A 21,590-nucleotide genomic window follows, 5' to 3' on the forward strand; every position below is an offset into this window, starting at 1 on the left:
GTTGTTATTATCCTAGCTAGCTTGTTGTTTTTAGTGTTTGGTGTGAAATTTTATCATGAAGTTAAAACTCAACTTGTAAATTTATCCGATGTTAATAAAATCACAACAGCACAAAACATCGTAAAGTCTTTTGACGCATGGATAAATGAGCGTACAAATGCACTAAGTGTAATTTCTAAAATTATAGAAAACTCGTATTTATTAGACGATGAAAATGAGTTAAATTCCATTTTAAAAACCATGCTCGTGGTTTCTAAAAATTTTGATATGGTTCAGATTTTAAAAAATGATGGCGAAATTTATGTAAATGGCGAACGATATAAAGATGAGTCTGTCGTTCCAAAATCAGAGCGAACAAACCTTCTTTGGTATATACAAACCATTCAAACAAATGCTTCCACTATAAACTATATGCCAAATCACACCATCTTAAAAGTCCCAACGATCAATATCTGCGTACCAAACCATAAAAACTCAGATGTCGTGGCTGTGCTTTGTGGAGTTGTAAAGCTTGAAGATATTTTTACAAACATTAAAAATTTCGAGCTAGCACAAAATGTCTATGCTTTTTTACTAACGCACAACGGCGAAATTTTAACCAAAATGGATAATGAAGATACTAAAAATAAGATAGAATATCGCACAAAAGAGATGTTTTTAAACCAAAGCGATGTAAGTGGCTTTACGATAGATAGTAGTTTTATCTCGCTTTCTGAGATACCAGACCTTAACTGGTACATCGGTGTTGGTGCGTCTGAGTCAAGACAGATGAGTGAAATTTTAGCCTTTGCCCAGAAAAACTCACTAACTTTGCTTAGTGCTTTTATCTTGCTCATTTTATTTGCAAATTTTTTACACAACTACATGCATAAAAGGCTTAGAGATAAAAACGAAGAGTATGAAATTTTATTAAAACATAAAGCTAAAATGGCAGAAACAGGTGAGCTAATAGCAGGTATAAATCATCAGTTTATTCAGCCTGTAAATTCACTAAATATCATGATCTCATCGCTTTTAATGCTAGAACAAGAGGGGAATTTGGACAAAACAATGTTGCGTGAAATTTTACGAAGTGGCGAAGGCTCTGTAAAAATGCTTAAGGACACGATAGAGATATTTAGAAATTTTTATAAAACTAGCGAAAATATCGATAGCTTTAGCCTAAAGCAAAGCATAAAAAACCTACTCATGCTTATGCATACTGAGCTTAGCCGAGCAAATGTAAGTGTTGTCGTAACAGAGTTTGATGATGTGCTTCTTAGACAAAAGGAGAATATAATCCAGCAAATTTTGCTTATACTCATTCATAATGCAAAAGATGCTGTTGTTGAAAGATATGCTGATGACATCACAAAAAGGCAAATCATCTTAAATGCAAAGATCGATGAAATGCAGTGTAGAATTTGCGTCATTGAAGGCGGCATAGGCGTTAGTAAAGATATGGTTGATAAAATCTTTAACGCACCAAAAACTACGAAAAAAACGGGTAATGGCATAGGTCTTTACTTTGGTAAAAAGCTGGCAAATGAAAAAATAAACGGCGACATAGCCTTAAAACAAATGGCAAACCCAACTATCTTTGAGCTAAGCTTTCAAAGAAATTTAGAAAATTTGATATAAGTTAAAGGATAAAAATGCAAGCTGATACGCTAAAATTGCTCTCAAATACAAGTGTGCTAATCGTTGAAGATGATACTATGGCGCGCACTTTGATACAAAATGCGCTAAAGCCTTACTGCAAGGCTGTTTTTGTCGCAGGCGATGGATATGAGGGCGTGGATAGTTTTTCAAAAAATACCCCAGATGTTATACTCACAGATATTCACATGCCTATGATGAATGGCTTTGAGATGATGAAAAATATCCTAGCCATAAAGCCTCATCAAAAATTTATCGTCTTTACAAGTTTTGACACTGACAACAACTTACTAAAAAGCATACAAGCAGGAGCTGCAATGTTTCTTAAAAAGCCTATCGATATGCAAGTGCTTCGCTCCATGCTACTAACCCTTAGTGCAAAAAGCGAGGAAAAGTTAATTAAAATCGATGAAAATTTAAGTATAAATTTGCAAAAAGAGAGAATTTTTAAAAATGGAAATGAAGTTTATCTAACTTTTTTACAAAACAAACTTTTTTGGTTATTTGCTTACAACCTAAACAAGCTCGTAAGTTATGAGATGATAAGTGAATATGTCTATGAAAATGAACCCGTTAGTAAAAGTGCTATACAAAATGTTATCTTGCGACTTAAAAAAGAGCTTGGCATAAAGATAAAAAATATCTCAGAGGCGGGGTATATGTTAACTTCGGTAGAGTGAGCTAGTCCAGAGCAAGGAGAGAAGCTCTGGACTAAATTTAGCTATTTAAAAGACTGCGCAAGGTCTATTACTAAAGCTCTATAACCTATGATATTTCCACCGACCATTTTTATCTCAAGCTCAGGCTTATCTGTTCCATATGTAAATTCATACAGATACGGGGTAAGTTGCGCTTGACCTTTTCTAAATGCTACCAAATCACCCATGCCAGCTGTTGCGCTATAAACCATCATAGTATCAGTTTTTGGCATATACTCAGTCACAGAGGTTATAGGACTATACCACTCAAGACCTCTTTGTTTGCCAAATTCCCAAACTTGTTTAACAGTCATATTTTTCTCATCTACTTCGTATTCAACCGCACGGCTATACTTTTGGCTAACTAATGCAGGCTGTTCCATCCCGCGGCTATCGCCATTGTCAAATGTGCTTACATGGCGTATCGCACCTTTTGATTTTTCTGGGATAACATAGGCGGTATGCTGAGTCCAAGACCAATCAAACCCACCTTTAGCATCAAGATATCCAGGACATTTTGATCCGCTAGCCTCACAAACTATCTCTTTGCCATCTTTATCGACTGGTTTTAAAAGATACTTTTTAAACTCATCGCTCCAACCTTCAGCACTACCAAGTATCCATTTTATCTTTTTATTTCGTGTAATTTTTATGACCGCACTTTGATGGCGTGAGCTAATGATGATACTATCATCGTAAGGATCATAATTTACACTATTTACATGAGCCCAGTTTCGTCCTGTTCCAACACCAGTAACATCACCCCAAGGCATACGATCGCCCTCAAGCTCCTCTTTTGATACTGTTTGTCCTGCCTTATTTGCATCGACATTTAAGCATACCGCACCTTGATCCATAGCAAGTATATTTACATCTCTATATGGGTCTAAAATTTCATAAAGTCTCCACTCATCTATGACATTACCATCTCGGTCAAGCTCTACGATGACATCACGAACGGTGCGAACATTTTTACCGTCCTTTCTTTTTGTGTCAGCGCTTGCTACGCGAAGCAAATATGTTCCTTTTGGTGTCTCTTCAAGGTGATGAGAAAAGTCGATATAGCCACGAGGAAGCATTCTGTCAAATACCTTGCGTCCCATAAGGTCATATTTTTTATAGGTTTGACCTTGACCCCATATTATGTCGCCATCTTTGCTTTGATCAAAGCCCATAAGATTGCCTTTTTTGCGAAGATCCCAAGTATCTCTAAATTTACTAACATCAAGCTGCCACCTAATGTCCCCATTTGTATCTATCATCCAAATTTCGCTCTCATAATCCCACTCAAGCGCACCGCCAGCTGGGAAATTCCAAACAGCTTGTGCTGCGTTTGGCATGGTTGAGCTTAGGTGATTCATAAGGTAAAGGTTGTTTTTTACTTTTTTACTTGCAGGCACTATAACTTCAGCTTTTGGGAGAAAATTCTTCTGATTTGTGCCCGAGCCATAAGTTGTTATAGGTGGTGCATAGATAGAGTATGTTTCGGTTATCTTTTCAGACTTATCTCTGCCGCCTGGTGCAAATTTTGTATAACTAACTTCAACTTTATTTACATAATCAGGATACATACCAAAAACCGGTATCCCACCGTGCTGCATAGCTTTTTGATCTGATACCTCATAGATTATATCAACACCCTTTTCGCCCTTGCCTTTTACGGTAACTTTTATATCGCCTAGGCCATAACCACCATTGTTTATGATAGCAGTTAATGGAGCAACGCCATAAGGATTCATGACAACAGCACCTATTTTGCCAACAGCGTTAAATGTCTTTGGTCCACTAGCGCCACCAGCAGCTAGGGAGTAAGAGACACTACCAGAGATAAGCAAACCAGCAACAAGTGCTGAACTTAGAAATTTATTCATGGTTTTTCCTCCTAAGAAAAATTTTAATTTGTGTAATCATAAGAAATTTTTTGACTAAATATTGACATTAAAATTAAAAAAAGCTTAACTTATATATAATACTCATTATCTTAAGAAAAAGGCTTTAAAATTTTTAAAAATATAAATACAAATACAAAAAACTATATTCTTATATTTTTAGCAACAATTTTTGTTATTTTACTTGGCATTAGTGTTTATGAGGATTCAAAAGAGCGTATAAATGCACTTTCAAATAAGACAAAAGTTATCATGAGTCAAAACATTTTGGGTGCATTTCATGCATGGTTTGGTGAGCGTATAAGCATGCTTGAGCGAGCTTCAAAGTATATAGAGTATTCAAATATGCTTGAAAATGAGGAAAATATAAATAACTTTTTAAATGTATTTGCGGCTAACTCGCCAGAATTTGACCTTATTCAGCTTCAGTCTGAAAATGAGGATATTTGGGCTGGCGGACATAAAATTCCACGCGGTAACTCTACTACAATCAGAGAGGGACTGCTTTGGTATGCAGAAACAAAAATGCTTAAAAAACCAACTGTAAATTTTATGCCAAAACATTATGTTTTAGGTCAAGAAACGCTAAATTTTTGTGTGCCAAATTTTTATAATGGAGAATTTAAAGCCGTTTTGTGTGGCATAGTTAAGATAAATGCCATTTTTGAAAAGATGAAAAATTTTAAAATCCCATCAAATTCGTATATCTTTATCGCCAAAAATGATGGCAAAATTTTAACTCCTTTTAGCAATGAAAAGCTAAAAACGCGGATTCAAACAAAATTAAATGATATGTTTTTAAAAGATAGTGTAAAAAATGAACTTAATATCGGTTCAAATTTTATAGCGATTTCTGAGATAGAATATCTTAGTTGGTTTATCGGTGCAGGAACTGACAATAAACAAGAGGCAAATGCCTTGCTTGGCGATATGGCAAAGAGTGCATTTTCGCTACTTGGCGGATTTTTACTTCTTACTCTTTTTATAAATTTACTTCATAACATCGCATATAAAAAAATAAACAAGCGAAAAGAAGAGTATGAGCTTATCTTGGCACACAAAGCTCGTATGAGTGAGATAGGCGAGCTTATAAGCGGGATAAATCATCAGTTTATCCAGCCTGTAAATTCGCTAAGACTTATAAACTCAACCTTGATTTCGCTTAAAAATGACAACAAGCTAAGTTATGAAAAACTGCAAGCAATGCTTGAAAACCAAAATAGATCTATATCGCTTCTAAGTGATACGATTGAAATTTTTAGAAATTTTTATAAAACAAGTGAAAATATAGAAAAATTTAGCATAAAACAGTGCATTAAAAACCTACTGGCACTTATGCACACAGAGCTTAGTGCTGCAAGCATTAGGGTAAATTTAAAAGATTTTGATGATAAAGAGATTATGCAGATACAAAATATAATTCAGCAAATTTTACTCATACTGCTTCATAATGCAAAAGATGCATTGTTAGAAAAATTTAAAGATGATAAAAAGCTTAGGATTATCGATATAGATGTAAAATTTAAAGAAAATAAATGTCAAATTTATGTTATTGATAATGGCAATGGACTAAGCAAGCATGTACTAGATAAAATTTTTGATACGCCAAAAACCACTAAAAAGCTTGGTAACGGTATAGGGCTTTACTTTGGCAAAAAACTTGCAAGGCAAAAGATAAACGGAGATATTTTTCTAAAAAATGATAAAAATCCAACCTGTTTTTGTTTGGAATTTGATAGTAATTTAGGGGCAAAAGATGATAAGTGTGAGCTTAAAGCTACTCTGTGAAATTTCTGTTTTAGTCGTTGAAGATGATGATATGGCAAGACAAGCCATATATGATGGACTCGAGCCTTATTGTAAGCAAGTTTGTCTTGCAAATGATGGAGTAGATGGCGTTGAAAAGTTTAATAAAATAAACCCAGATATCATCCTAACAGATATACACATGCCACTTATGAATGGCTTTGATATGATGAAAGATATTCATAAGATAAAGCCCCATCAAAAATTTATCGTCTTTACAAGTTATGATACTGACAATAATCTTTTAAAAAGTGTCAAGGCTGGGGCTACACTCTTTTTTAAAAAGCCTATTGACATAAATCAGTTGCGCCAAGCACTCATAGTTTTAACATACAAAAATGAGGAAAATTTTATAAATTTAGGCAATAACATATACGCAGACCTAAAAAAAGAGAAAATTTTTAAAGGCACAAATGAGATATATCTAACTTTTTTGCAAAATAAACTTTTCTGGTTGTTTGTGTACAATGCTTCAAATATCATAACATATGGGATGATTGAAGAGTTCGTTTATGAAAATGAACCAGTCAGTAAAAGCACCATACAAAAAAGCATATCAAGGCTTAAAAATGAGCTTGGTATAAGCATCAAAAATATACAAGATGCTGGATATATGTTAAACATTGGTGATTAATCAAGCCAAACATAAATTTTACTAAAATTTTCACACCAATTTTATACTTCGTTGCTATAATGCTACAAAACTTTTTAAAGGAGAAAAAATGAAAAAGATCGTTTTAGTAGCACTTGGTGCTTTGGTTATGAGTGGAGTTGCTTTTGCTGATATGTCTAAGGGCGAGATGAAAACCCAGATGAAAGAGAAGATGGATATGATACAAAACGATATGGGCATGAAAAAAGAGGAAATGAAAAAAGACGAGATGAAAGGCGAAATGAAAAAGGCTATGTAGTGAAAATTTTACTCATAGAAGATGATGAGATACTGCTGGAACTTACGCAAGAGTATCTTAGCGAAAATGGCTATGACATAAGCACTGCAACCGATGTAAATAGTGCCTTAGATCTAGCATATGAGCAAAAATTTGACCTTTTTATCATAGATGTAAAACTACCAAAAGGCGATGGGTTTTCTTTACTAAAAACCCTAAGAACAGCCGGTGTCAGTACGCTGGCTATCTTTACAACCTCGCTAAACACTCTTGATGATGTTGAGTGCGGATATGAGAGCGATTGTGATGATTATCTAAAAAACCATACGAGCTAAAAGAGCTTTTGCTTCATATAAAAACATTAACAAAACGCACTTTTTTGCATACAAATGATGAGTTTATAGACATAGGCAACGGGTATAAGTTTTATCCGCAAAGCAAAACCCTTAAAAAAGATGATGAAAATGTAAATATCTGCAACAAAGAGACCAAGCTTTTACTATATTTTTTACAAAATAAAAACAAGCTTCTAAGCAAAAATGAAATTTTAAACCACATATATGACTATGACGAAGAGCCTAGTGAGCTTAGTTTGCGCGTATATATAAAAAATTTACGCAAAATTTTAGGCAAAGAAAGTATCATAAACAAGCGAGGAGACGGCTATTTATATATCTGAAAAAATGCTGTAATATTTAAAATTTTATCGGTTTATTTTGTTAGCATATTTTTGTTTTTGGCTTATTTTTTTAATGATGAGTACTCAAATAAAAAGCAGATGATTATCAGCGAAGAGGTTAAAAATTTAAAAGAGATAAAAATGGGCGTGTATATGAAAGCCACCGTTAATAGCTTTGAAGATGTTGAAATTTATGCATCGCAAAAAGGCGTAAATCTTTGCATAATCTCTGAAAATAACCAAGCACTTTATCAAAATGGAACTTGTGATCTACCAAAAGAGAGTATATTTTTAAGTAATGATAGGGTAGGAATTTATGAAAATATACAAAATATGCAAGGTGAAACTAGCGAGCTTGCTAAGGCTAGGATCATAATCCTTGGCAAAGATATAAAAAGCGAACTTTTTGCGTTAAAAGCTAAAATTTTCGGTGAAATTTTAGCCATTTTATTAGCTATGCTTGCAGTTGCGTTTGTGCTGACAAGGCTTGCTTTAAAGCCACTTTATGAAAAGATAAAAGCACTAAATAACTTCATAAAAGATGCAACACATGAGATAAATACCCCGCTTAGCATAGTGCTTATGAGTACCGAAACGATGGATAAATCAAGTCTAAATAAGTGCAACCTAAACCGTGTAAACAATATAAATTTAGCCGCAAAAAGCCTGCATAATATCTGTGAAGACCTGCTTTATCTAAGATTTTAAGCCAAGCATGCGAAAAAGCATAATGATAGACTTTAAAACGCTACTTAATGAGCATATAGAGTATTTTGGAATTTTTTCGAAAAAAGAGCTTTAAATGTGAGTAAAAATTTACAAAATGCTACAATAAAAGCTAGTGAACCAGAGCTTATACGCATAGTATATAACCTACTAATAAGCGCCATAAAATATACAAACAAAGGCGGAGATATAAAGATAAAACTACAAACTCGGGCGAAGGCATGAGCAAGGAGCAAATATCTAAAATTTTTGATAGGCACACGAGATTTAACGCAAATCAAGGCGGATTTGGCATAGGGCTAAGTGTCGTAAAAGAGTGTTGTAAAAACAACAACATAAACATACAGTGTAAAAGCTCGCCAAACTAAGATACTACATTTATGCTAAGCTGGAAGTAAATTTATAATACACTTAACAAAAACCAAAAATGCCAATAGTAAAAAATCATATTTAAAATATAAAATTTAATATGGGTAGTTTTATTTAAATTTAAAAAATTTAACATATAATGTTGCTATAATTTTTGCGCAAAAGTGCAAAATAGGGGAAAATGATGCTAATAGACGGATACGGCAGGGTTGTTGATTATTTGCGGATTTCAGTTACACAGCGGTGCAATTTTCGCTGTCGTTACTGCATGCCAACAACGCCGTTTAACTGGACTCCAAAGGAGAATTTGCTAAGCTTTGAAGAGCTATTTTTGTTTATCAAAGTCGCCATCGATGAGGGTGTAAAAAAGATTCGCATTACCGGTGGAGAGCCACTAGTGCGTAAAGATCTTGATAAATTTATCGGCATGATAAGCGAGTATAAGCCCGACATTGACCTTGCGATCACGACAAATGGCTTTATGCTGCGCCACTTTGCAAAACGGCTAAAAGAGGCTGGACTAAAGCGTATAAATATGTCGCTTGATACGCTTGATAGTAAAAAGGCTGAATTTATCGCTCAAAAAGGCGTTTTACACGAAGTTTTAGCTGGTTTTGACGCGGCGCTTGAGGCAGGGCTAAAAGTAAAGCTAAACACGGTTGCGCTTAAGGGAGTAAATGACGATGAGATAGTAAGCTTGCTTGAGTTTGCGCGCGCAAATAAAAGCCAAATTCGCTATATCGAATATATGGAAAACACGCACGCCAAGGACGATCTAAAGGGGCTAAAAGCACCTGAAATTTTAAAGATCATCGGCGAAAAATACAATATCACTCAGGCTGAGAAGTTACCAAGTGCTCCAGCATCGCTGTTTAAGCTCGATGATGGCTACACATTTGGCATCATCGATCCGCACAAACACGACTTTTGCGAAAGTTGCAATCGCATACGCCTAACCGCTGAGGGTTTTTTGATACCTTGTCTTTACTTTGAAGATGCCATGAGTATCAAAGAGGCTGTTCAGCGTGGCGACATCGTAGCTGCGAGTGAAATTTTACGTAAAGTTTTGGCAAATAAACCAGAGAAAAACAAGTGGGAGATCGGCGAGCAAAGTGAGATCTCAACTCGTGCGTTTTATCAGACAGGCGGTTGATGGCGCTTAGGCTAGTTGAGAGCTTTTTAAGCATTCAGGGCGAGGGCAAATATCAAGGCAGGCTTGCTATTTTTTTGCGATTTTTTGGGTGCAATCTGCGTTGTAGTGGCTTTGGCGTTAGTGCAATTTCACCAAAAACTGGCGAAATTTTAACTGGTTGCGATACGATTCGTGCGGTTTTTAGCCACTTTGATACTCCAAAAGTAAAAAGCGCTAGCGAGCTTGTGGCGTTGGTGCAAAAATTGAGTGCAAATTTAGCCCAAAAACCCATCGTTGTCATAACTGGCGGAGAGCCACTTTTGCACCATAAAGAGCCGATATTTTTGGAATTTTTGGAACAAATTTTGCTATCAAATGAGGTGCATTTTGAAACAAATGGGACAATCTTGGTTGATTTTGCAAAATTTCCGATTTATAAAAAGTGCCATTTTGCCATTAGTGTAAAGCTCGACAATAGCGGTGAAAGCAGGCAAAAACGCATAAATGAAGATGCTTTAAAAGCTATAAAAATGCACGCAAAAGATAGCTTTTATAAATTTGTACTTTTAGGTGACGAGAGCGAAAAGGCGCAGATAGATGAAATTTTAGCCATTTGTGATAATGAAGTTTGGTGTATGCCAATGGGCTCAAGCAAACAAGAGCTGGAAAAAAATGCTAGCAATGTTGTAGATTTTGCCGTAAAACAGGGCTTTAACTACTCAGAGCGCATCCATGTTAGGATTTGGGATAAAAAAGAGGGCGTATGATAATCAGAAAAATGTTTAAATTTGAAAATGCTCATATAGTGCGGTTTTGTAGTTCAAAACGCTGCAGAACAAGCATACATGGGCACAGTTATAGGGCTGAGGTTTTGCTTAGCTCAAATTTTTTAGATAACGCTGGTATGGTTTATGACTTTGGTTTAATGAAAAAAAATATCAAAACGATCATCGATAGTTTTGATCATGCTACCACGATATTTTCGGGTGATGACGAGGGATACAAAAACGATCTAAAACGCCACTCTCAGCGTTGGATAGAAGTGCCGCAAAATCCATCCGCAGAGCAGTTTTGTCGGATATTTTTTGTCATCATCGATGAGCTTTTAAAAATTTCTATTATGCAAAATGGCGAAAAAGATGTCAAAATCCATAGTGTTATCGTACATGAAACAGACACTGGATATGCTCAGTGCTTTCAAGAAGACGCTTATAATAAACAAATGGGTGAGATAAAGCTAGACGAGATTATCTTTTCGCAAGCGATTATCGATGAGTGGGAAGATAAAGAGCTTTTTGAAAAAATAAAGAAAAAACAAGCTATTATAAATGAAAAGGATGTTTAAAATGGGTAAAATTTTAGCCTTATTTTGTGCATTCATACTATTTTGGGGCTGTTCTAATGATGATACAAATGTTCAAGAAGTGCAAAAACAAACCGAAGAAATTCCAGCCGATGTTAATATCTCACAAAGCGAAACAAATATTACAATAGATGAAAATTTACCGCCAGAGCCGGTAGTGGAGGCACCGTGAACGAGTCATTAGTATCACTTTTTACATATACTTTGCCATATCACAAAGGCTTTATGCATGGCATTTTGTTACTTTTGTTAGTTTGGCTTGGGCTCACCTTTTTTGGGGCGCAAAATAAGGCTTATGCGTTGCGTATACGATACTTTTTACCGATATATCATAGCTTTTTAGCGGCGATTATTTTTACTGGGTTTTTACTACTTTCAGTCTTTAGCTTTGTACCTAGTTTACATGTTGTGAGTATGATTTTGTGCTCAGTTGCTCTTATTGGACTAAGTGCTGTCTCTTTTAAACGCCTAAAGCGTTGTATACCTAGCCAAAATTTTACAGATTATCGTAAATTTGCCTTAAAAAGCATAGTTATTAGCATTTTGCTTGTTTTGGTGGTAGGATTTGTATGAAATTTTTATTTGAGCCAGACGCTGGCAAGGAGCTTCTAGAGCTTGTGAATGAGCCATTTTTGCACCTTAAGGCTAGACGCTTGCAGATTGGACAAAGGCTTGAGTTAAGAAATTTAAAAGATAAAAAGGCGTATTTGTATGAGATTATCTCTTTTGGGCGTAGGAGCGCTACTTTAGAGCTTGTTTTTAGCTCAATAAATGAAACAAAAACTTATCCATTGGCACTTGCTTGGGCGGTGGTTGATCCAAAAATCATCGAAAAAACTTTGCCATTTCTAAGTGAGCTTGGGGTCGGTAAGATTATATTTGTTTATACAAAATTTTCTCAGGCAAATTTTAAGATTGATATGGAGCGTTTTGAGCGTATCTGTGCGCTTTCTTGTGAGCAGTCTGGCAGAGAGAGCTTGATAGAGTTTGAGATTTTTAAAACTTTGGATGATTTTTTGGCAGTCTATAAGGATGTTGCACTTGTAAATTTTGGCGGAAAAAGCTTTGAAAGCTATAAAAATGAACTTCTTTTTATTGGTCCAGAAGGTGGCTTTAGTGCCGATGAGGTAGCAAAATTTAGCTCTTCTTACGCTCCAATGAGCAAGGATATATTGCGCTCGCAAACAGCTATAATCGCAACGGCTGCTAAGCTAGTTTTCTAAGCTTAAATTCAAACAACTTTTTGTATAATCACGGCTTACTTAAACTTAAAGATTACAAAATTTAAAGATTTTTAAAGGGAAAATTATGAAAAAAGAGATCCATCCTAGCTATGTTGAAGCTACTGTGACTTGTGCTTGTGGCAATACTTTTAAGACAAAGTCAAACAAAAGCGAGATTAGAATTGACATCTGCTCTGAATGCCATCCATTTTTTACAGGTAGCGAGAAGATAGTTGATAGTGCTGGTCGCGTAGAGAAATTTAAGAAAAAATACGCTCTAAAATAAGCCTTGATCTATTTTGTTCCTACTCCGATAGGAAATTTAAAAGATATTTCGCTCCACGCACTTGATGTTTTGCGTGGTTGCGAGAGTATCATTTGCGAAGATACTAGACTTTCAAAATCGCTTATAAATCTGCTAAATGACCGATTTGATGCGGGCATTAATATCCAAAATTTCTACTCTTTACACACTCATAATGAGCAGGATTTTTTTGAAAATTTAGATATTAAAATTTTTGATAAAGATGTTGCTTTTGTTAGTGATGCTGGTATGCCAGGCATTAGCGATCCCGGTATTTCTCTTGTTCGTTATGCTCAGCAAAATGATATAAAATATGAAGTTCTTTCTGGCTCATCTGCCTCGCTTCTTGCACTGGTTGCAAGTGGATTGGTTAATAAGGAGTTTATATTTTTGGGATTTTTACCAAACACTGGTAAAGAGCGTGCTCAAGCTATCCAAAATGCTTTAAACTTGGCATATCCAGCTATAATTTATGAGAGTCCAAAGCGAATTTTAGCCCTTGTTGAAAGTATTAAAAAACTTGATGAAAATAGAGAGATCTTTTTAATAAAAGAGGCAACAAAAAAATTTGAAACAAAATTTAGAGCAAGTGCTAAAAAAATGGTTGAAATTTTATCTTGCGCAAATTTAAATGGCGAGTGGTGTGTAGTGGTTGATAAAAGCAAAAATGTATCAACTGAAACCATTGGCATTAACGATATAAAAGAGCTTGATATCGCCCCAAAAATCAAAGCAAAACTACTTGCAAAGATTAGCGGTGAAAACGCCAAAAAAATCTATGAAAATTTAATCTCACAAAAATTCTAAAACTACACATAATATAAAATTTTTATAAAAAATAAGTAAATTTTTACTTGATTTTAGCTATCATCTCACGCATGATAATATATGGAAAACAGCTATTTTTACACATTTTAAACAACCATGCCGACAAGATCAAAGAGGTCTATCTGGCAAAAGAGTGCGACAAAAAGCTCTTTGGTAAGATTTGCGGTACAGGTGCGATAATAAAGCGAGTTGATAACCAAAAAGCGCAATCTATGGCGCATGGTGGCAACCATCAAGGTTTTTTAGCCAAGGTTGCAGAGTATGAGTTTGCCACATTTTCGCAGGTAAAAAAACTTGATCGTATTGCTGTATTTTACGGTATTAGTGATGTTGGAAATATCGGAGCTATGGTACGCTCGGCTTACGCGCTTGGTGTTGAGGGTGTTGTTGTGGTTGCTAAAAATATAAATATAGAGGGCGTACTTCGCGCCAGTAGTGGGGCTGCGTACGAGCTTCCGATAGTGCTTTTTGAGGATGGACTAACGCTTATAAATGAGCTAAAGCAAGCCGGTTTTTGTACTTATGCAACAGCTAGCGGTGGGAAAAATGTTAGCGAGATAAAATTTAAAAATCGTACCGCCTTAATAATGGGTAGTGAAGGCGAGGGGATACCAAAGAAAGCAGTCGCAAAATGTGATGAATGCATTGGTATAAGCCTTAAAAATGGTTGGGATTCGCTAAATGTAAGTGCTGCATTTGCGATAATTTGTGATAGGATGATTAATGAATGAACTTGGAATTTTAAAAGATGTTGGACTAAAAGAGGTTGCGAGAAAGACGCATATTGAGCCTGATTTTTTGCAGGCTATCATAGAAAAGGACTTTCAAAAGCTTTCAAGGCTAAATGTTGCTGGCTATATCAAAATTTTACAGCGCGAGTATGGCATTAGTCTTGATGAGTGGCTTGCTGAGTTTGATGAGTACAAAAAGCAGCACAATATAGACAATAAAAAACCAAAAGTAAGCCCAAAAATTCCTGCCTATACAGCTACTGGTGTTCCGACAAAAAGTGTGAGTGGAGGCTCTTTGGGTTGGATATTGTGGCTTTTTATTTTAGCACTGTTTTTGGGTGTCGCATACTATTTTGACGCACATAAATATATAGAGAAATTACCACAAATGTTAGAGGATAAAAACGAAAGTGCGAGCTATACAAGCGCAACAGTTGTGCAAGAAGTTAAGAAAAATATGAATATCATTGAAGAAAACACAACAACTGTTATAATTCCAAAAGATGAAAACACTAGTATGAAAATCTCTCTTAATCAAAATTTAAGCGAAAAAAATACAACTACTAGCAGTGAAAAAAATACAACCATAGTGCCAGTTATTGCGCAAAAAAAAGATGAAAATAAGACCGAAATAACTGAGATTATCGAGCAGCAAGCTGTAAAAAAGAGTGAGAATAATGTCACTAGTACAGTTGGTTCTGATGTTGGGATTACTATATTAAAAACCGATAGTGCAGTCTTTGTTCCAAAGGCAAAAATTTGGTATGGAGTTATCGAGCTAGCAAATGGAAAGAAATTTTCAAGAACATCTGATGAGCCTCTTGATATTGATATGCATTCAGAGCTTTTAATAGTCTTTGGAAATGGAAATATAGAACTTCGGACAAAAAATGGAACTAAAAAATTTGATCCGGGTCGTGCGGCTAGGTTTTTAGTGACTGGTGGAGAGATAAGGTCAGTTAATTATGATGAGTTTGTAAAACTAAACAAAGGAAAGTCGTGGTAAGCGACTTTTAAAAATTTAAAGGCTCAAAAATGTTTGATGAAATTCGTTTTAATACGATTGAGAGGTTGCCAAACTATGTATTTGCCGAGGTCAATGCCATAAAGATGGCTGCGCGCCGTGTAGGAGAGGACATCATCGACTTTTCTATGGGAAACCCAGAAGGCAGAACGCCACAACACATTGTTGATAAACTCTGCGAAAGCGCACAAAAAGATAAAACTCATGGCTACTCCGCAAGCGCTGGAATTTACAAGCTGCGCCTTGCGATTTGCAACTGGTATAAGCGAAAATACGGCGTAAATTTAGATCCTGAAACCGAAGCAGTCGCCGTCATGGGAAGCAAAGAGGGCTTTGTGCATCTTGCCCAAGCCGTGGTAAATCCAGGCGATGTAGCAGTCGTGCCAGATCCAGCATATCCGATCCACACACAAGCATTTTTGTTTGCTGGCGGAAGCGTGGCAAAGATGCCACTAAAATATAACGAAAAATTTGAGATAGATGAGAATAAATTTTTTGAAGACTTAGAGCATACGATCCATTCAAGCTCACCACGCCCAAAATATGTCGTGGTAAATTTCCCACATAACCCAACGACCGTAACCGTGCAAAAGAGCTTTTACGAGCGACTTGTAGCGATGTCAAAACAGGAGCGTTTCTACATCATTTCTGACATAGCTTACGCTGATCTTACATTTGATGGCTATAAAACGCCAAGCATTTTTGAGGTCGAGGGCGCAAAAGATGTCGCTGTGGAGTGCTATACGCTATCAAAAAGCTATAATATGGCTGGCTGGCGTGTGGGCTTTATGTGCGGAAACAAACGCCTTTGTGCCGCACTTAAAAAGATAAAATCATGGGTTGATTATGGTATGTTTACGCCGATTCAAGTTTCAGCTACGATAGCGCTTGATGGTGATCAAAGTTGCGTTGATGAGATCTGTAAAATTTACGAAAAACGCCGCGATGTGATGCTTGAAGCATTTGAAAATGCTGGCTGGAAGATGAATAAGCCAAGCTCAAGTATGTTTATCTGGGCGAAACTTCCTGCAAATTTCTCACACATGGGAAGCTTGGAGTTTTCAAAACAGCTTTTAACAAAGGCGCAAGTGGCAGTTAGCCCTGGTATCGGCTTTGGCGAAGGCGGAAATTACTATGTGAGATTTGCCCTTATAGAAAATGAAAATCGCATACGCCAAGCAGCAAGAAATGTAAAGAAATTTTTAAAAGAGGCACAATGAGAGTTGCTATTTTAGGTGTTGGAACGGTTGGTGAGCAGGTTGCTAAAATTTTGTCACAAAATGCCGAGCTAATATCAGCCAGAAGCGGTAAAAATATCGTTCCAGTCGTGGGCGTGGTGAGAAATTTAGATAAAAAACGCGATGTGGGTTTTGAGCTTACGACCGATCTTGACGCGGTTTTGGCTCGTGATGACATCGATGTTTTTATCGAGCTTATGGGTGGGGTCGATGAGCCTTATCGCTTGGTAAAGGAAATTTTAAAACGCAAAAAATCCGTCGTAACCGCAAACAAAGCTCTTCTAGCATATCATCGATATGAGCTTGAAAGCATCGCAGGCGATACGCCGTTTGGCTTTGAAGCAAGCGTGGCTGGAGGTATACCTATCATCAAAACCCTTAGAGAGGGACTAAGTGCAAATGACATACAAAGCATCAAAGGTATAATGAATGGCACTTGCAACTACATTTTAACCTCGATGATGAAAGATGGAGCCAAATTTAACGATGCCCTAAAAATGGCACAAGAGCTAGGCTACGCAGAGGCCGATCCTACATTTGATATCGGTGGATTTGACGCAGCGCATAAACTACTCATACTTGCTAGTATTGCTTACGGCATAAATGCTCGTCCAGAGGACATTTTGATCGAGGGTATTGAGCGTATAAATACGGCTGACATCTATTTTGTAAATGATTTTGACTACACGATAAAACTGCTTGGCATAGCCAAGAAAACAGCTCGTGGTATCGAGCTAAGAGTTCATCCAACGCTCGTTCCAAAGTATAAAATGCTAGCCAAGGTTGATGGCGTAATGAACGCCATAAGTGTGGTTGGCGATGCGGTGGGTGAGACTATGTATTATGGTGCTGGGGCTGGTGGAGCGGCTACGGCAAGTGCGGTTATCAGCGATCTTATCGATATTGCACGCGAACAAAGCTCTCCGATGCTAGGATATAAAAACCAAAACACACTAAACGAGCTTAAAATTTTGGATAAAGATGAAATTTTAACTCACTATTACATCAGACTAAAAGTGCAAGATAAGCTTGGTGTTTTGGCAGCCATTACAAATTTAATGAGCCAAAATAACATATCAATTGATAGCTTTTTGCAAAAGCCAAATTTTGATGACGGTGATATGACGACGCTATTTTTCACTACTCATACAAGCCGTGAAGCCGATGTGCAAAGGATGCTTAAAATTTTAAGAGAGCAAGAGTTCGTTAAAGATGAGCCATTTATGATGAGGATAGAGGAGTAGTGGGGCTAAAAGAGTATCTTTTTGGCTTTGATAGTGAGAGTAGGGCTTGTGAGTTTTTAGTCCAAAATGGCTGTGAGATTGTGGAGCGAAATTTTAGCTCACGATATGGAGAGATTGATATCATAGCAAGGCGTGACGGAATTTTGCACTTTATTGAAGTTAAGGCAACAAGCAAAGATTACGAAGCGATCTACCGCCTAACACCGCAAAAATACACTAAAATTTTAAAAGCGATAGATTTTTATCTTCTTAAAAACGGCGTTGAGTTTGATTTTCAGATTGATTTAATAACGATAGAAAAACATAAGATTAGCTGGATAGAAAATATTAGTTTGTAAAAATTATTATTTATATTAAATTTAAAATTTTTAATGTATAATAACCGCAATTTTAAAATTAAGGAGAAAATATGGGAAAATATATCGAACTAACATCAGCAAATTTTGATGTTGCAAAAGAGGGTGTAGCTCTTGTTGATTTTTGGGCGCCATGGTGTGGACCATGCCGTATGCTAGCCCCTGTGATTGATGAACTTGCAGAGGAGTTTGACGGCAAAGCAAAAATTTGCAAAGTAAATACTGACGAGGTTCAAGACCTTGCAGTTGAGTTTGGTATCCGCTCTATCCCAACTATACTATTTTTCAAAAACGGCGAAGTAGTCGATCAAATGGTCGGTGCTCAGTCAAAGCAAGCTCTAAAAGACAAGCTAAACTCACTTCTTTAATGAGACAAAAACATAGAGGAAGCTTGCTTCCTCTAACCTATATCTTTGGTTCGTTTATTGGTGCGGCTATGATCGCTGTAGTGTTTGCATATAGCAATTATCGTTTTTCAAGATATAAATTTGTCGATTTTTCCAAGGTTATTTTGTATCAAAAGAGTGATATTTTCGATCCTGAAGCATCTAAATACATGCTTTTGCTTTATAGCTCAAACCAAAATTCGCCTAGCGAGCTTTTGGCACAACTTGATACAAATTTGCCAGTCATTGCGGTGGATATAATGCAAAAACGAGCCGAAAGCAATGCAAGCGTGAGCTTTGTTAGTTCTGATATAAATACGATCTTAAAGCTTATGAATACACTAAATATCACTCAGCTTCCAAGCTCGGTTGAGCTAGTGCAAAATAGTGAGAAAATTTATAAGCAAGACTCAGCAATAAATAAATTTTAAAGGAAAAACTATGTTAGATTTAGCGATTATCGGTGGTGGTCCAGCTGGTCTTAGTGCAGGACTTTACGCAACTCGTGGCGGACTTAAAAATGTCGTGATGTTTGAAAAGGGTGAGCCAGGTGGTCAGATCACATCAAGCTCTGAGATCGAAAACTACCCAGGTCAGAAAAACCCAGGTGAGAGTGGATTTGACTTTATGAGTACATGGTGGGCGCAGTGTAGTCACTTCGGTCTTACACACACTTGGGCAAATGTCATTGGTGTGCGCCAAAATGCCGACAAGAGCTTTAAAATTTTGCTTGAAGGTGGTAAAGAAGAGCAGGCAAAAGCGGTTATCATTGCGACTGGCTCAACTCCGCGCAGGGCTGGCTTTGCTGGAGAGGATGAGTTTTTTGGTAAAGGTGTTAGTACTTGCGCTACCTGCGACGGCTTTTTTTACAAAAATAAAGAAGTAGCAGTGCTTGGTGGTGGCGACACGGCGATTGAAGAGGCGATCTACCTGGCAAACATCTGCTCAAAAGTCTATGTTATACACCGCCGCGATGAGTTTCGCTGTGCTCCTGTAACTCTTGAAAAAGCTCGTAAAAATGAAAAGATTGAGTTTATAACAGGCGCAACGATCAAAGAGGCTTACGGCGATAAAATGGGGCTTGGTGGTCTTATCCTAAATACAAAAGATGGCGAGCGAAATCTAAAAGTACCAGGGGTTTTTACATTTGTTGGACTAAATGTAAATAATGGCATTTTGCTTGACGGCGAAAAATTTATCTGTGAAATGGTAGATGGCGGACAGGTCAAAGTAGATCTAAAAATGCAGACAAGCATAGCTGGTCTTTTTGCAGCGGGCGATATACGCAAAGACGCTCCAAAGCAAGTTGTAGTAGCAGCAGGAGATGGCGCAGTAGCCGCACTTAGCGCACTTAGCTATATTGAAAGCTTGCATTAAAATTTAGCCCATTTTTGGGCTAAATTTCTTCAATGATACTTATGAAAAACCGATTTTTAAAACAAGAAATTTTATTAAAATTTACCAAGATAAATCGCAATCAGAGAAAACCATGTTAGTTCATATCTGTTGTTCGGTTGATAGTCATTATTTCTTGCAGCGCTTGCGTAAGGAGATGCCTGATGAGCCACTTGTTGGTTACTTTTATGACCCAAATATCCACCCATACAGTGAATTTTTACTACGCTATGAGGATGTCAAACGCTCGTGCGATAAGCTTGGCATTGAGCTTATCATGGGCGAGTATGAGTACGAAAACTGGCTAGCTGGCACAAAAGGGTTTGAAAACGAGCCAGAAAAGGGCAAGCGATGTTCCTACTGCTTTGACTTTCGTGTGGGAAATTCGGCAAAAAAAGCGGTTGAGCTAGGGCATAAAAGCATTACGACGACGCTTTTAATGAGCCCAAAAAAGGATTTTATCCAGCTTACTAATGCGCTCAAGCGCGCTGTAGCTGGTACTGGGCTTGAAATTTTTGCTGTTGATTTTAGAGCGGGTGGTGGCACAAACGAGCAGTTTGAACTAGCCAAAAAAGATAAACTCTATCATCAAAACTACTGCGGTTGTGTCTTTGGGCTTAGCAAGCAGCGCGATCAGCAGGGCTTACCTTTGGCTGAGCTGATGAGTGACATTCATGCGCGAATACTTCCTGGAAGCATCGAAGAACGGCTAGCTCTTTATGCTAAGGTACGAGAGTGCGAGAGCAAAGGCTTGAAATTTGAGCTTTTTAGACGGCAGTTTTTAAACTACCGCTTACTTAGAGGGCTTGTGAAATTTGATGGTAAGGCTGTGTCTAGCTATTTTGTTTTTTACTCAAATTTTAAGCGAAAAAGTGTCAAAATTTCGCTAAAAATTAGCGAGCAAATCGCTACAAATTTACGCGATGGTGTAATTTTGCTAAGTCTTACTAAGCTAAATGAGCTTATGAAAACTAGCTTTAAAAGCGTTGGCGAGATTTGTAAAAGCGAGTTTGGCCTAGACTTTGAGCTAGCGCTTAGAGCAAAAATATCAGGTGCTATGAGCTTAAATCCCATAATCGTGCTTGAGTGTGTGCTTGCTGGTAAATATGAGATAGTCGCTAGTACTGAGCTATATCACGATAGCTGTGAGGTTTTGGAGTTAGATTAGGTTGTTTAGTTTTAAAACAAACTCAACTCTGCCTACACCAATTCGCATATCTCTTGCGATAGTCTCGACACTTTTACCCTCATTATAAAGACGCATTATCTGCCCTTCATCATTTTCTGAGCTTGGAGAAAATTTATTAATCTCTCTTGTGCGCTCTTCAAGATGGTAAAGTCTGCTTTGTTGATCACTAGCAAACTCATCCATGACGCTACCCATGTTGTTTAAGGCGCCTATTATCGGAGCTAGCTTATCATCTAGTGTTTGTTCAAGCTTTATTTTTAGTCTGTTTTCTATATCTTCTTCTGAGATATTTTCGCTGATTGGAAATTCAAGCGCTTCTATATGTTTTTTTAAAGTAAAATTTTCTTGCATAAGACCTTCTAGTGCCTTTTCATAACGGGAAAAACGGCGATTATTTTCACCCTCTTTTATCAGTAAAAATAGAAAAAATATAGCCAAAACTACCAAAACACCAACTACTAAAATGGTTTGCATCTTATCCC

At 36.9% G+C, this 21,590-nt stretch carries 27 protein-coding genes and 1 pseudogene; 26 read left to right on the top strand and 2 right to left on the bottom strand.

Features of this window, described 5'->3' with window-relative positions; genetic code table 11:
• Nucleotides 1-1,620: sensor histidine kinase (locus U5B17_RS07095; protein WP_430804652.1), on the top strand; the 1,620-nt coding region annotated here is incomplete at its 5' end.
• A gap of 14 nt (nucleotides 1,621-1,634) precedes the next feature.
• Entirely contained in the window at nucleotides 1,635-2,318 is a 684-nt protein-coding gene (locus U5B17_RS07100; protein ID WP_430804653.1) for a response regulator transcription factor, read from the top strand.
• Between the two features lie 41 nt (nucleotides 2,319-2,359).
• Here U5B17_RS07100 and U5B17_RS07105 read toward each other — a convergent pair whose 3' ends face one another.
• A complete protein-coding gene (locus tag U5B17_RS07105) occupies nucleotides 2,360-4,207 on the bottom strand; it encodes an aryl-sulfate sulfotransferase (protein ID WP_430804654.1) in 1,848 nt (615 codons plus the stop codon).
• Nucleotides 4,208-4,477: 270 nt separating this feature from the next.
• On the opposite strand from U5B17_RS07105, the gene U5B17_RS07110 reads away from it, so the two are divergent.
• The 24 genes and pseudogenes from U5B17_RS07110 (at nucleotide 4,478) to U5B17_RS07225 (ending at nucleotide 21,087) form a co-directional block, all read left to right on the top strand.
• Nucleotides 4,478-6,013 carry a sensor histidine kinase gene (locus U5B17_RS07110; RefSeq protein ID WP_430804655.1) on the top strand — a complete coding sequence of 512 codons (1,536 nt, stop codon included), beginning with the start codon at nucleotides 4,478-4,480 and terminating at the stop codon, nucleotides 6,011-6,013.
• On the top strand, nucleotides 5,982-6,665 hold the full coding sequence (locus U5B17_RS07115; RefSeq protein ID WP_430804656.1) for a response regulator transcription factor: 684 nt from the start codon (nucleotides 5,982-5,984) through the stop codon (nucleotides 6,663-6,665). Before U5B17_RS07110 ends, U5B17_RS07115 begins: the two co-directional genes overlap by 32 nt.
• An 88-nt stretch (nucleotides 6,666-6,753) precedes the next feature.
• On the top strand, nucleotides 6,754-6,942 hold the full coding sequence (locus U5B17_RS07120; protein ID WP_430804657.1) for a hypothetical protein: 189 nt from the start codon (nucleotides 6,754-6,756) through the stop codon (nucleotides 6,940-6,942).
• Nucleotides 6,942-7,600: pseudogene (locus tag U5B17_RS07125) on the top strand (response regulator transcription factor). Before U5B17_RS07120 ends, U5B17_RS07125 begins: the two are co-directional and overlap by 1 nt.
• Before the next feature lie 57 nt (nucleotides 7,601-7,657).
• The gene (locus U5B17_RS07130) at nucleotides 7,658-8,308 is read left to right on the top strand and encodes a histidine kinase dimerization/phospho-acceptor domain-containing protein (protein WP_430804658.1); all 651 of its coding nucleotides are present in this window, start codon (nucleotides 7,658-7,660) and stop codon (nucleotides 8,306-8,308) included.
• A gap of 96 nt (nucleotides 8,309-8,404) precedes the next feature.
• Nucleotides 8,405-8,551, top strand: a complete 147-nt coding sequence (locus tag U5B17_RS07135; protein ID WP_430804659.1) for a hypothetical protein — start codon at nucleotides 8,405-8,407, stop codon at nucleotides 8,549-8,551.
• Entirely contained in the window at nucleotides 8,548-8,694 is a 147-nt protein-coding gene (locus tag U5B17_RS07140; RefSeq protein ID WP_430804660.1) for a hypothetical protein, read from the top strand. Before U5B17_RS07135 ends, U5B17_RS07140 begins: the two co-directional genes overlap by 4 nt.
• Before the next feature lie 185 nt (nucleotides 8,695-8,879).
• Nucleotides 8,880-9,848, top strand: a complete 969-nt coding sequence (gene moaA / locus U5B17_RS07145) for a GTP 3',8-cyclase MoaA (RefSeq protein ID WP_430804661.1) — start codon at nucleotides 8,880-8,882, stop codon at nucleotides 9,846-9,848.
• Entirely contained in the window at nucleotides 9,848-10,594 is a 747-nt protein-coding gene (locus tag U5B17_RS07150) for a 7-carboxy-7-deazaguanine synthase QueE (RefSeq protein WP_430804662.1), read from the top strand. Before moaA ends, U5B17_RS07150 begins: the two co-directional genes overlap by 1 nt.
• Nucleotides 10,591-11,172, top strand: a complete 582-nt coding sequence (locus U5B17_RS07155) for a 6-pyruvoyl trahydropterin synthase family protein (protein ID WP_430804663.1) — start codon at nucleotides 10,591-10,593, stop codon at nucleotides 11,170-11,172. Before U5B17_RS07150 ends, U5B17_RS07155 begins: the two co-directional genes overlap by 4 nt.
• A 1-nt stretch (nucleotide 11,173) precedes the next feature.
• Nucleotides 11,174-11,362: a hypothetical protein gene (locus U5B17_RS07160; RefSeq protein WP_430804664.1), complete on the top strand. Its 189-nt coding sequence runs from the start codon at nucleotides 11,174-11,176 to the stop codon at nucleotides 11,360-11,362.
• Nucleotides 11,359-11,763, top strand: coding sequence for a hypothetical protein (locus tag U5B17_RS07165; RefSeq protein ID WP_430804665.1), 405 nt, complete (start codon nucleotides 11,359-11,361; stop codon nucleotides 11,761-11,763). Before U5B17_RS07160 ends, U5B17_RS07165 begins: the two co-directional genes overlap by 4 nt.
• Complete coding sequence (locus U5B17_RS07170) at nucleotides 11,760-12,413, top strand: 16S rRNA (uracil(1498)-N(3))-methyltransferase (RefSeq protein WP_430804666.1); 654 nt, start codon at nucleotides 11,760-11,762, stop codon at nucleotides 12,411-12,413. The genes U5B17_RS07165 and U5B17_RS07170 overlap by 4 nt, the downstream gene beginning before the upstream one ends.
• 85 nt (nucleotides 12,414-12,498) lie before the next feature.
• A complete protein-coding gene (gene rpmE, locus U5B17_RS07175; protein ID WP_430804667.1) occupies nucleotides 12,499-12,699 on the top strand; it encodes a 50S ribosomal protein L31 in 201 nt (66 codons plus the stop codon).
• A gap of 3 nt (nucleotides 12,700-12,702) precedes the next feature.
• Complete coding sequence (gene rsmI / locus U5B17_RS07180; RefSeq protein WP_430804668.1) at nucleotides 12,703-13,524, top strand: 16S rRNA (cytidine(1402)-2'-O)-methyltransferase; 822 nt, start codon at nucleotides 12,703-12,705, stop codon at nucleotides 13,522-13,524.
• 71 nt (nucleotides 13,525-13,595) lie between these two features.
• Complete coding sequence (rlmB, locus tag U5B17_RS07185; protein ID WP_430804803.1) at nucleotides 13,596-14,276, top strand: 23S rRNA (guanosine(2251)-2'-O)-methyltransferase RlmB; 681 nt, start codon at nucleotides 13,596-13,598, stop codon at nucleotides 14,274-14,276.
• Complete coding sequence (locus U5B17_RS07190) at nucleotides 14,269-15,282, top strand: helix-turn-helix domain-containing protein (protein WP_430804669.1); 1,014 nt, start codon at nucleotides 14,269-14,271, stop codon at nucleotides 15,280-15,282. The genes rlmB and U5B17_RS07190 overlap by 8 nt, the downstream gene beginning before the upstream one ends.
• Nucleotides 15,283-15,311: 29 nt before the next feature.
• Entirely contained in the window at nucleotides 15,312-16,520 is a 1,209-nt protein-coding gene (locus U5B17_RS07195) for an LL-diaminopimelate aminotransferase (RefSeq protein ID WP_430804670.1), read from the top strand.
• On the top strand, nucleotides 16,517-17,782 hold the full coding sequence (locus U5B17_RS07200; RefSeq protein WP_430804671.1) for a homoserine dehydrogenase: 1,266 nt from the start codon (nucleotides 16,517-16,519) through the stop codon (nucleotides 17,780-17,782). Before U5B17_RS07195 ends, U5B17_RS07200 begins: the two co-directional genes overlap by 4 nt.
• Nucleotides 17,782-18,120: a YraN family protein gene (locus tag U5B17_RS07205; protein WP_430804672.1), complete on the top strand. Its 339-nt coding sequence runs from the start codon at nucleotides 17,782-17,784 to the stop codon at nucleotides 18,118-18,120. Before U5B17_RS07200 ends, U5B17_RS07205 begins: the two co-directional genes overlap by 1 nt.
• A 71-nt stretch (nucleotides 18,121-18,191) precedes the next feature.
• Entirely contained in the window at nucleotides 18,192-18,506 is a 315-nt protein-coding gene (gene trxA / locus U5B17_RS07210) for a thioredoxin (RefSeq protein WP_430804673.1), read from the top strand.
• The gene (locus U5B17_RS07215; protein ID WP_430804674.1) at nucleotides 18,506-18,955 is read left to right on the top strand and encodes a hypothetical protein; all 450 of its coding nucleotides are present in this window, start codon (nucleotides 18,506-18,508) and stop codon (nucleotides 18,953-18,955) included. The genes trxA and U5B17_RS07215 overlap by 1 nt, the downstream gene beginning before the upstream one ends.
• Nucleotides 18,956-18,965: 10 nt before the next feature.
• A complete protein-coding gene (locus tag U5B17_RS07220) occupies nucleotides 18,966-19,901 on the top strand; it encodes an NAD(P)/FAD-dependent oxidoreductase (RefSeq protein ID WP_430804675.1) in 936 nt (311 codons plus the stop codon).
• A 112-nt stretch (nucleotides 19,902-20,013) separates the two neighbouring features.
• On the top strand, nucleotides 20,014-21,087 hold the full coding sequence (locus tag U5B17_RS07225) for an epoxyqueuosine reductase QueH (protein ID WP_430804676.1): 1,074 nt from the start codon (nucleotides 20,014-20,016) through the stop codon (nucleotides 21,085-21,087).
• On the opposite strand, the gene U5B17_RS07230 is transcribed toward U5B17_RS07225, so the two are convergent.
• The gene (locus U5B17_RS07230; protein ID WP_430804677.1) at nucleotides 21,079-21,582 is read right to left on the bottom strand and encodes a DUF6115 domain-containing protein; all 504 of its coding nucleotides are present in this window, start codon (nucleotides 21,580-21,582) and stop codon (nucleotides 21,079-21,081) included. The genes U5B17_RS07225 and U5B17_RS07230 overlap by 9 nt on opposite strands.
• Nucleotides 21,583-21,590: the final 8 nt, after the last annotated feature.

It is taken from the genome of Campylobacter australis, assembly GCF_050586305.1.
GTDB lineage: Bacteria > Campylobacterota > Campylobacteria > Campylobacterales > Campylobacteraceae > Campylobacter_A.

Excerpts from the sequence above, each read along its gene's own strand:
- U5B17_RS07100 (WP_430804653.1), top strand. The coding sequence starts at position 1,635 with ATGCAAGCTGATACGCTAAAATTGCTCTCAAATACAAGTGTGCTAATC.
- U5B17_RS07105 (WP_430804654.1), bottom strand. The coding sequence starts at position 4,207 with ATGAATAAATTTCTAAGTTCAGCACTTGTTGCTGGTTTGCTTATCTCT.
- U5B17_RS07110 (WP_430804655.1), top strand. The coding sequence starts at position 4,478 with ATGAGTCAAAACATTTTGGGTGCATTTCATGCATGGTTTGGTGAGCGT.
- U5B17_RS07115 (WP_430804656.1), top strand. The coding sequence starts at position 5,982 with ATGATAAGTGTGAGCTTAAAGCTACTCTGTGAAATTTCTGTTTTAGTC.
- U5B17_RS07120 (WP_430804657.1), top strand. The coding sequence starts at position 6,754 with ATGAAAAAGATCGTTTTAGTAGCACTTGGTGCTTTGGTTATGAGTGGA.
- U5B17_RS07140 (WP_430804660.1), top strand. The coding sequence starts at position 8,548 with ATGAGCAAGGAGCAAATATCTAAAATTTTTGATAGGCACACGAGATTT.
- moaA (WP_430804661.1), top strand. The coding sequence starts at position 8,880 with ATGCTAATAGACGGATACGGCAGGGTTGTTGATTATTTGCGGATTTCA.
- U5B17_RS07150 (WP_430804662.1), top strand. The coding sequence starts at position 9,848 with ATGGCGCTTAGGCTAGTTGAGAGCTTTTTAAGCATTCAGGGCGAGGGC.
- U5B17_RS07155 (WP_430804663.1), top strand. The coding sequence starts at position 10,591 with ATGATAATCAGAAAAATGTTTAAATTTGAAAATGCTCATATAGTGCGG.
- U5B17_RS07160 (WP_430804664.1), top strand. The coding sequence starts at position 11,174 with ATGGGTAAAATTTTAGCCTTATTTTGTGCATTCATACTATTTTGGGGC.
- U5B17_RS07170 (WP_430804666.1), top strand. The coding sequence starts at position 11,760 with ATGAAATTTTTATTTGAGCCAGACGCTGGCAAGGAGCTTCTAGAGCTT.
- rpmE (WP_430804667.1), top strand. The coding sequence starts at position 12,499 with ATGAAAAAAGAGATCCATCCTAGCTATGTTGAAGCTACTGTGACTTGT.
- rlmB (WP_430804803.1), top strand. The coding sequence starts at position 13,596 with ATGATAATATATGGAAAACAGCTATTTTTACACATTTTAAACAACCAT.
- U5B17_RS07190 (WP_430804669.1), top strand. The coding sequence starts at position 14,269 with ATGAATGAACTTGGAATTTTAAAAGATGTTGGACTAAAAGAGGTTGCG.
- U5B17_RS07195 (WP_430804670.1), top strand. The coding sequence starts at position 15,312 with ATGTTTGATGAAATTCGTTTTAATACGATTGAGAGGTTGCCAAACTAT.
- U5B17_RS07200 (WP_430804671.1), top strand. The coding sequence starts at position 16,517 with ATGAGAGTTGCTATTTTAGGTGTTGGAACGGTTGGTGAGCAGGTTGCT.
- trxA (WP_430804673.1), top strand. The coding sequence starts at position 18,192 with ATGGGAAAATATATCGAACTAACATCAGCAAATTTTGATGTTGCAAAA.
- U5B17_RS07215 (WP_430804674.1), top strand. The coding sequence starts at position 18,506 with ATGAGACAAAAACATAGAGGAAGCTTGCTTCCTCTAACCTATATCTTT.
- U5B17_RS07220 (WP_430804675.1), top strand. The coding sequence starts at position 18,966 with ATGTTAGATTTAGCGATTATCGGTGGTGGTCCAGCTGGTCTTAGTGCA.
- U5B17_RS07225 (WP_430804676.1), top strand. The coding sequence starts at position 20,014 with ATGTTAGTTCATATCTGTTGTTCGGTTGATAGTCATTATTTCTTGCAG.
- U5B17_RS07230 (WP_430804677.1), bottom strand. The coding sequence starts at position 21,582 with ATGCAAACCATTTTAGTAGTTGGTGTTTTGGTAGTTTTGGCTATATTT.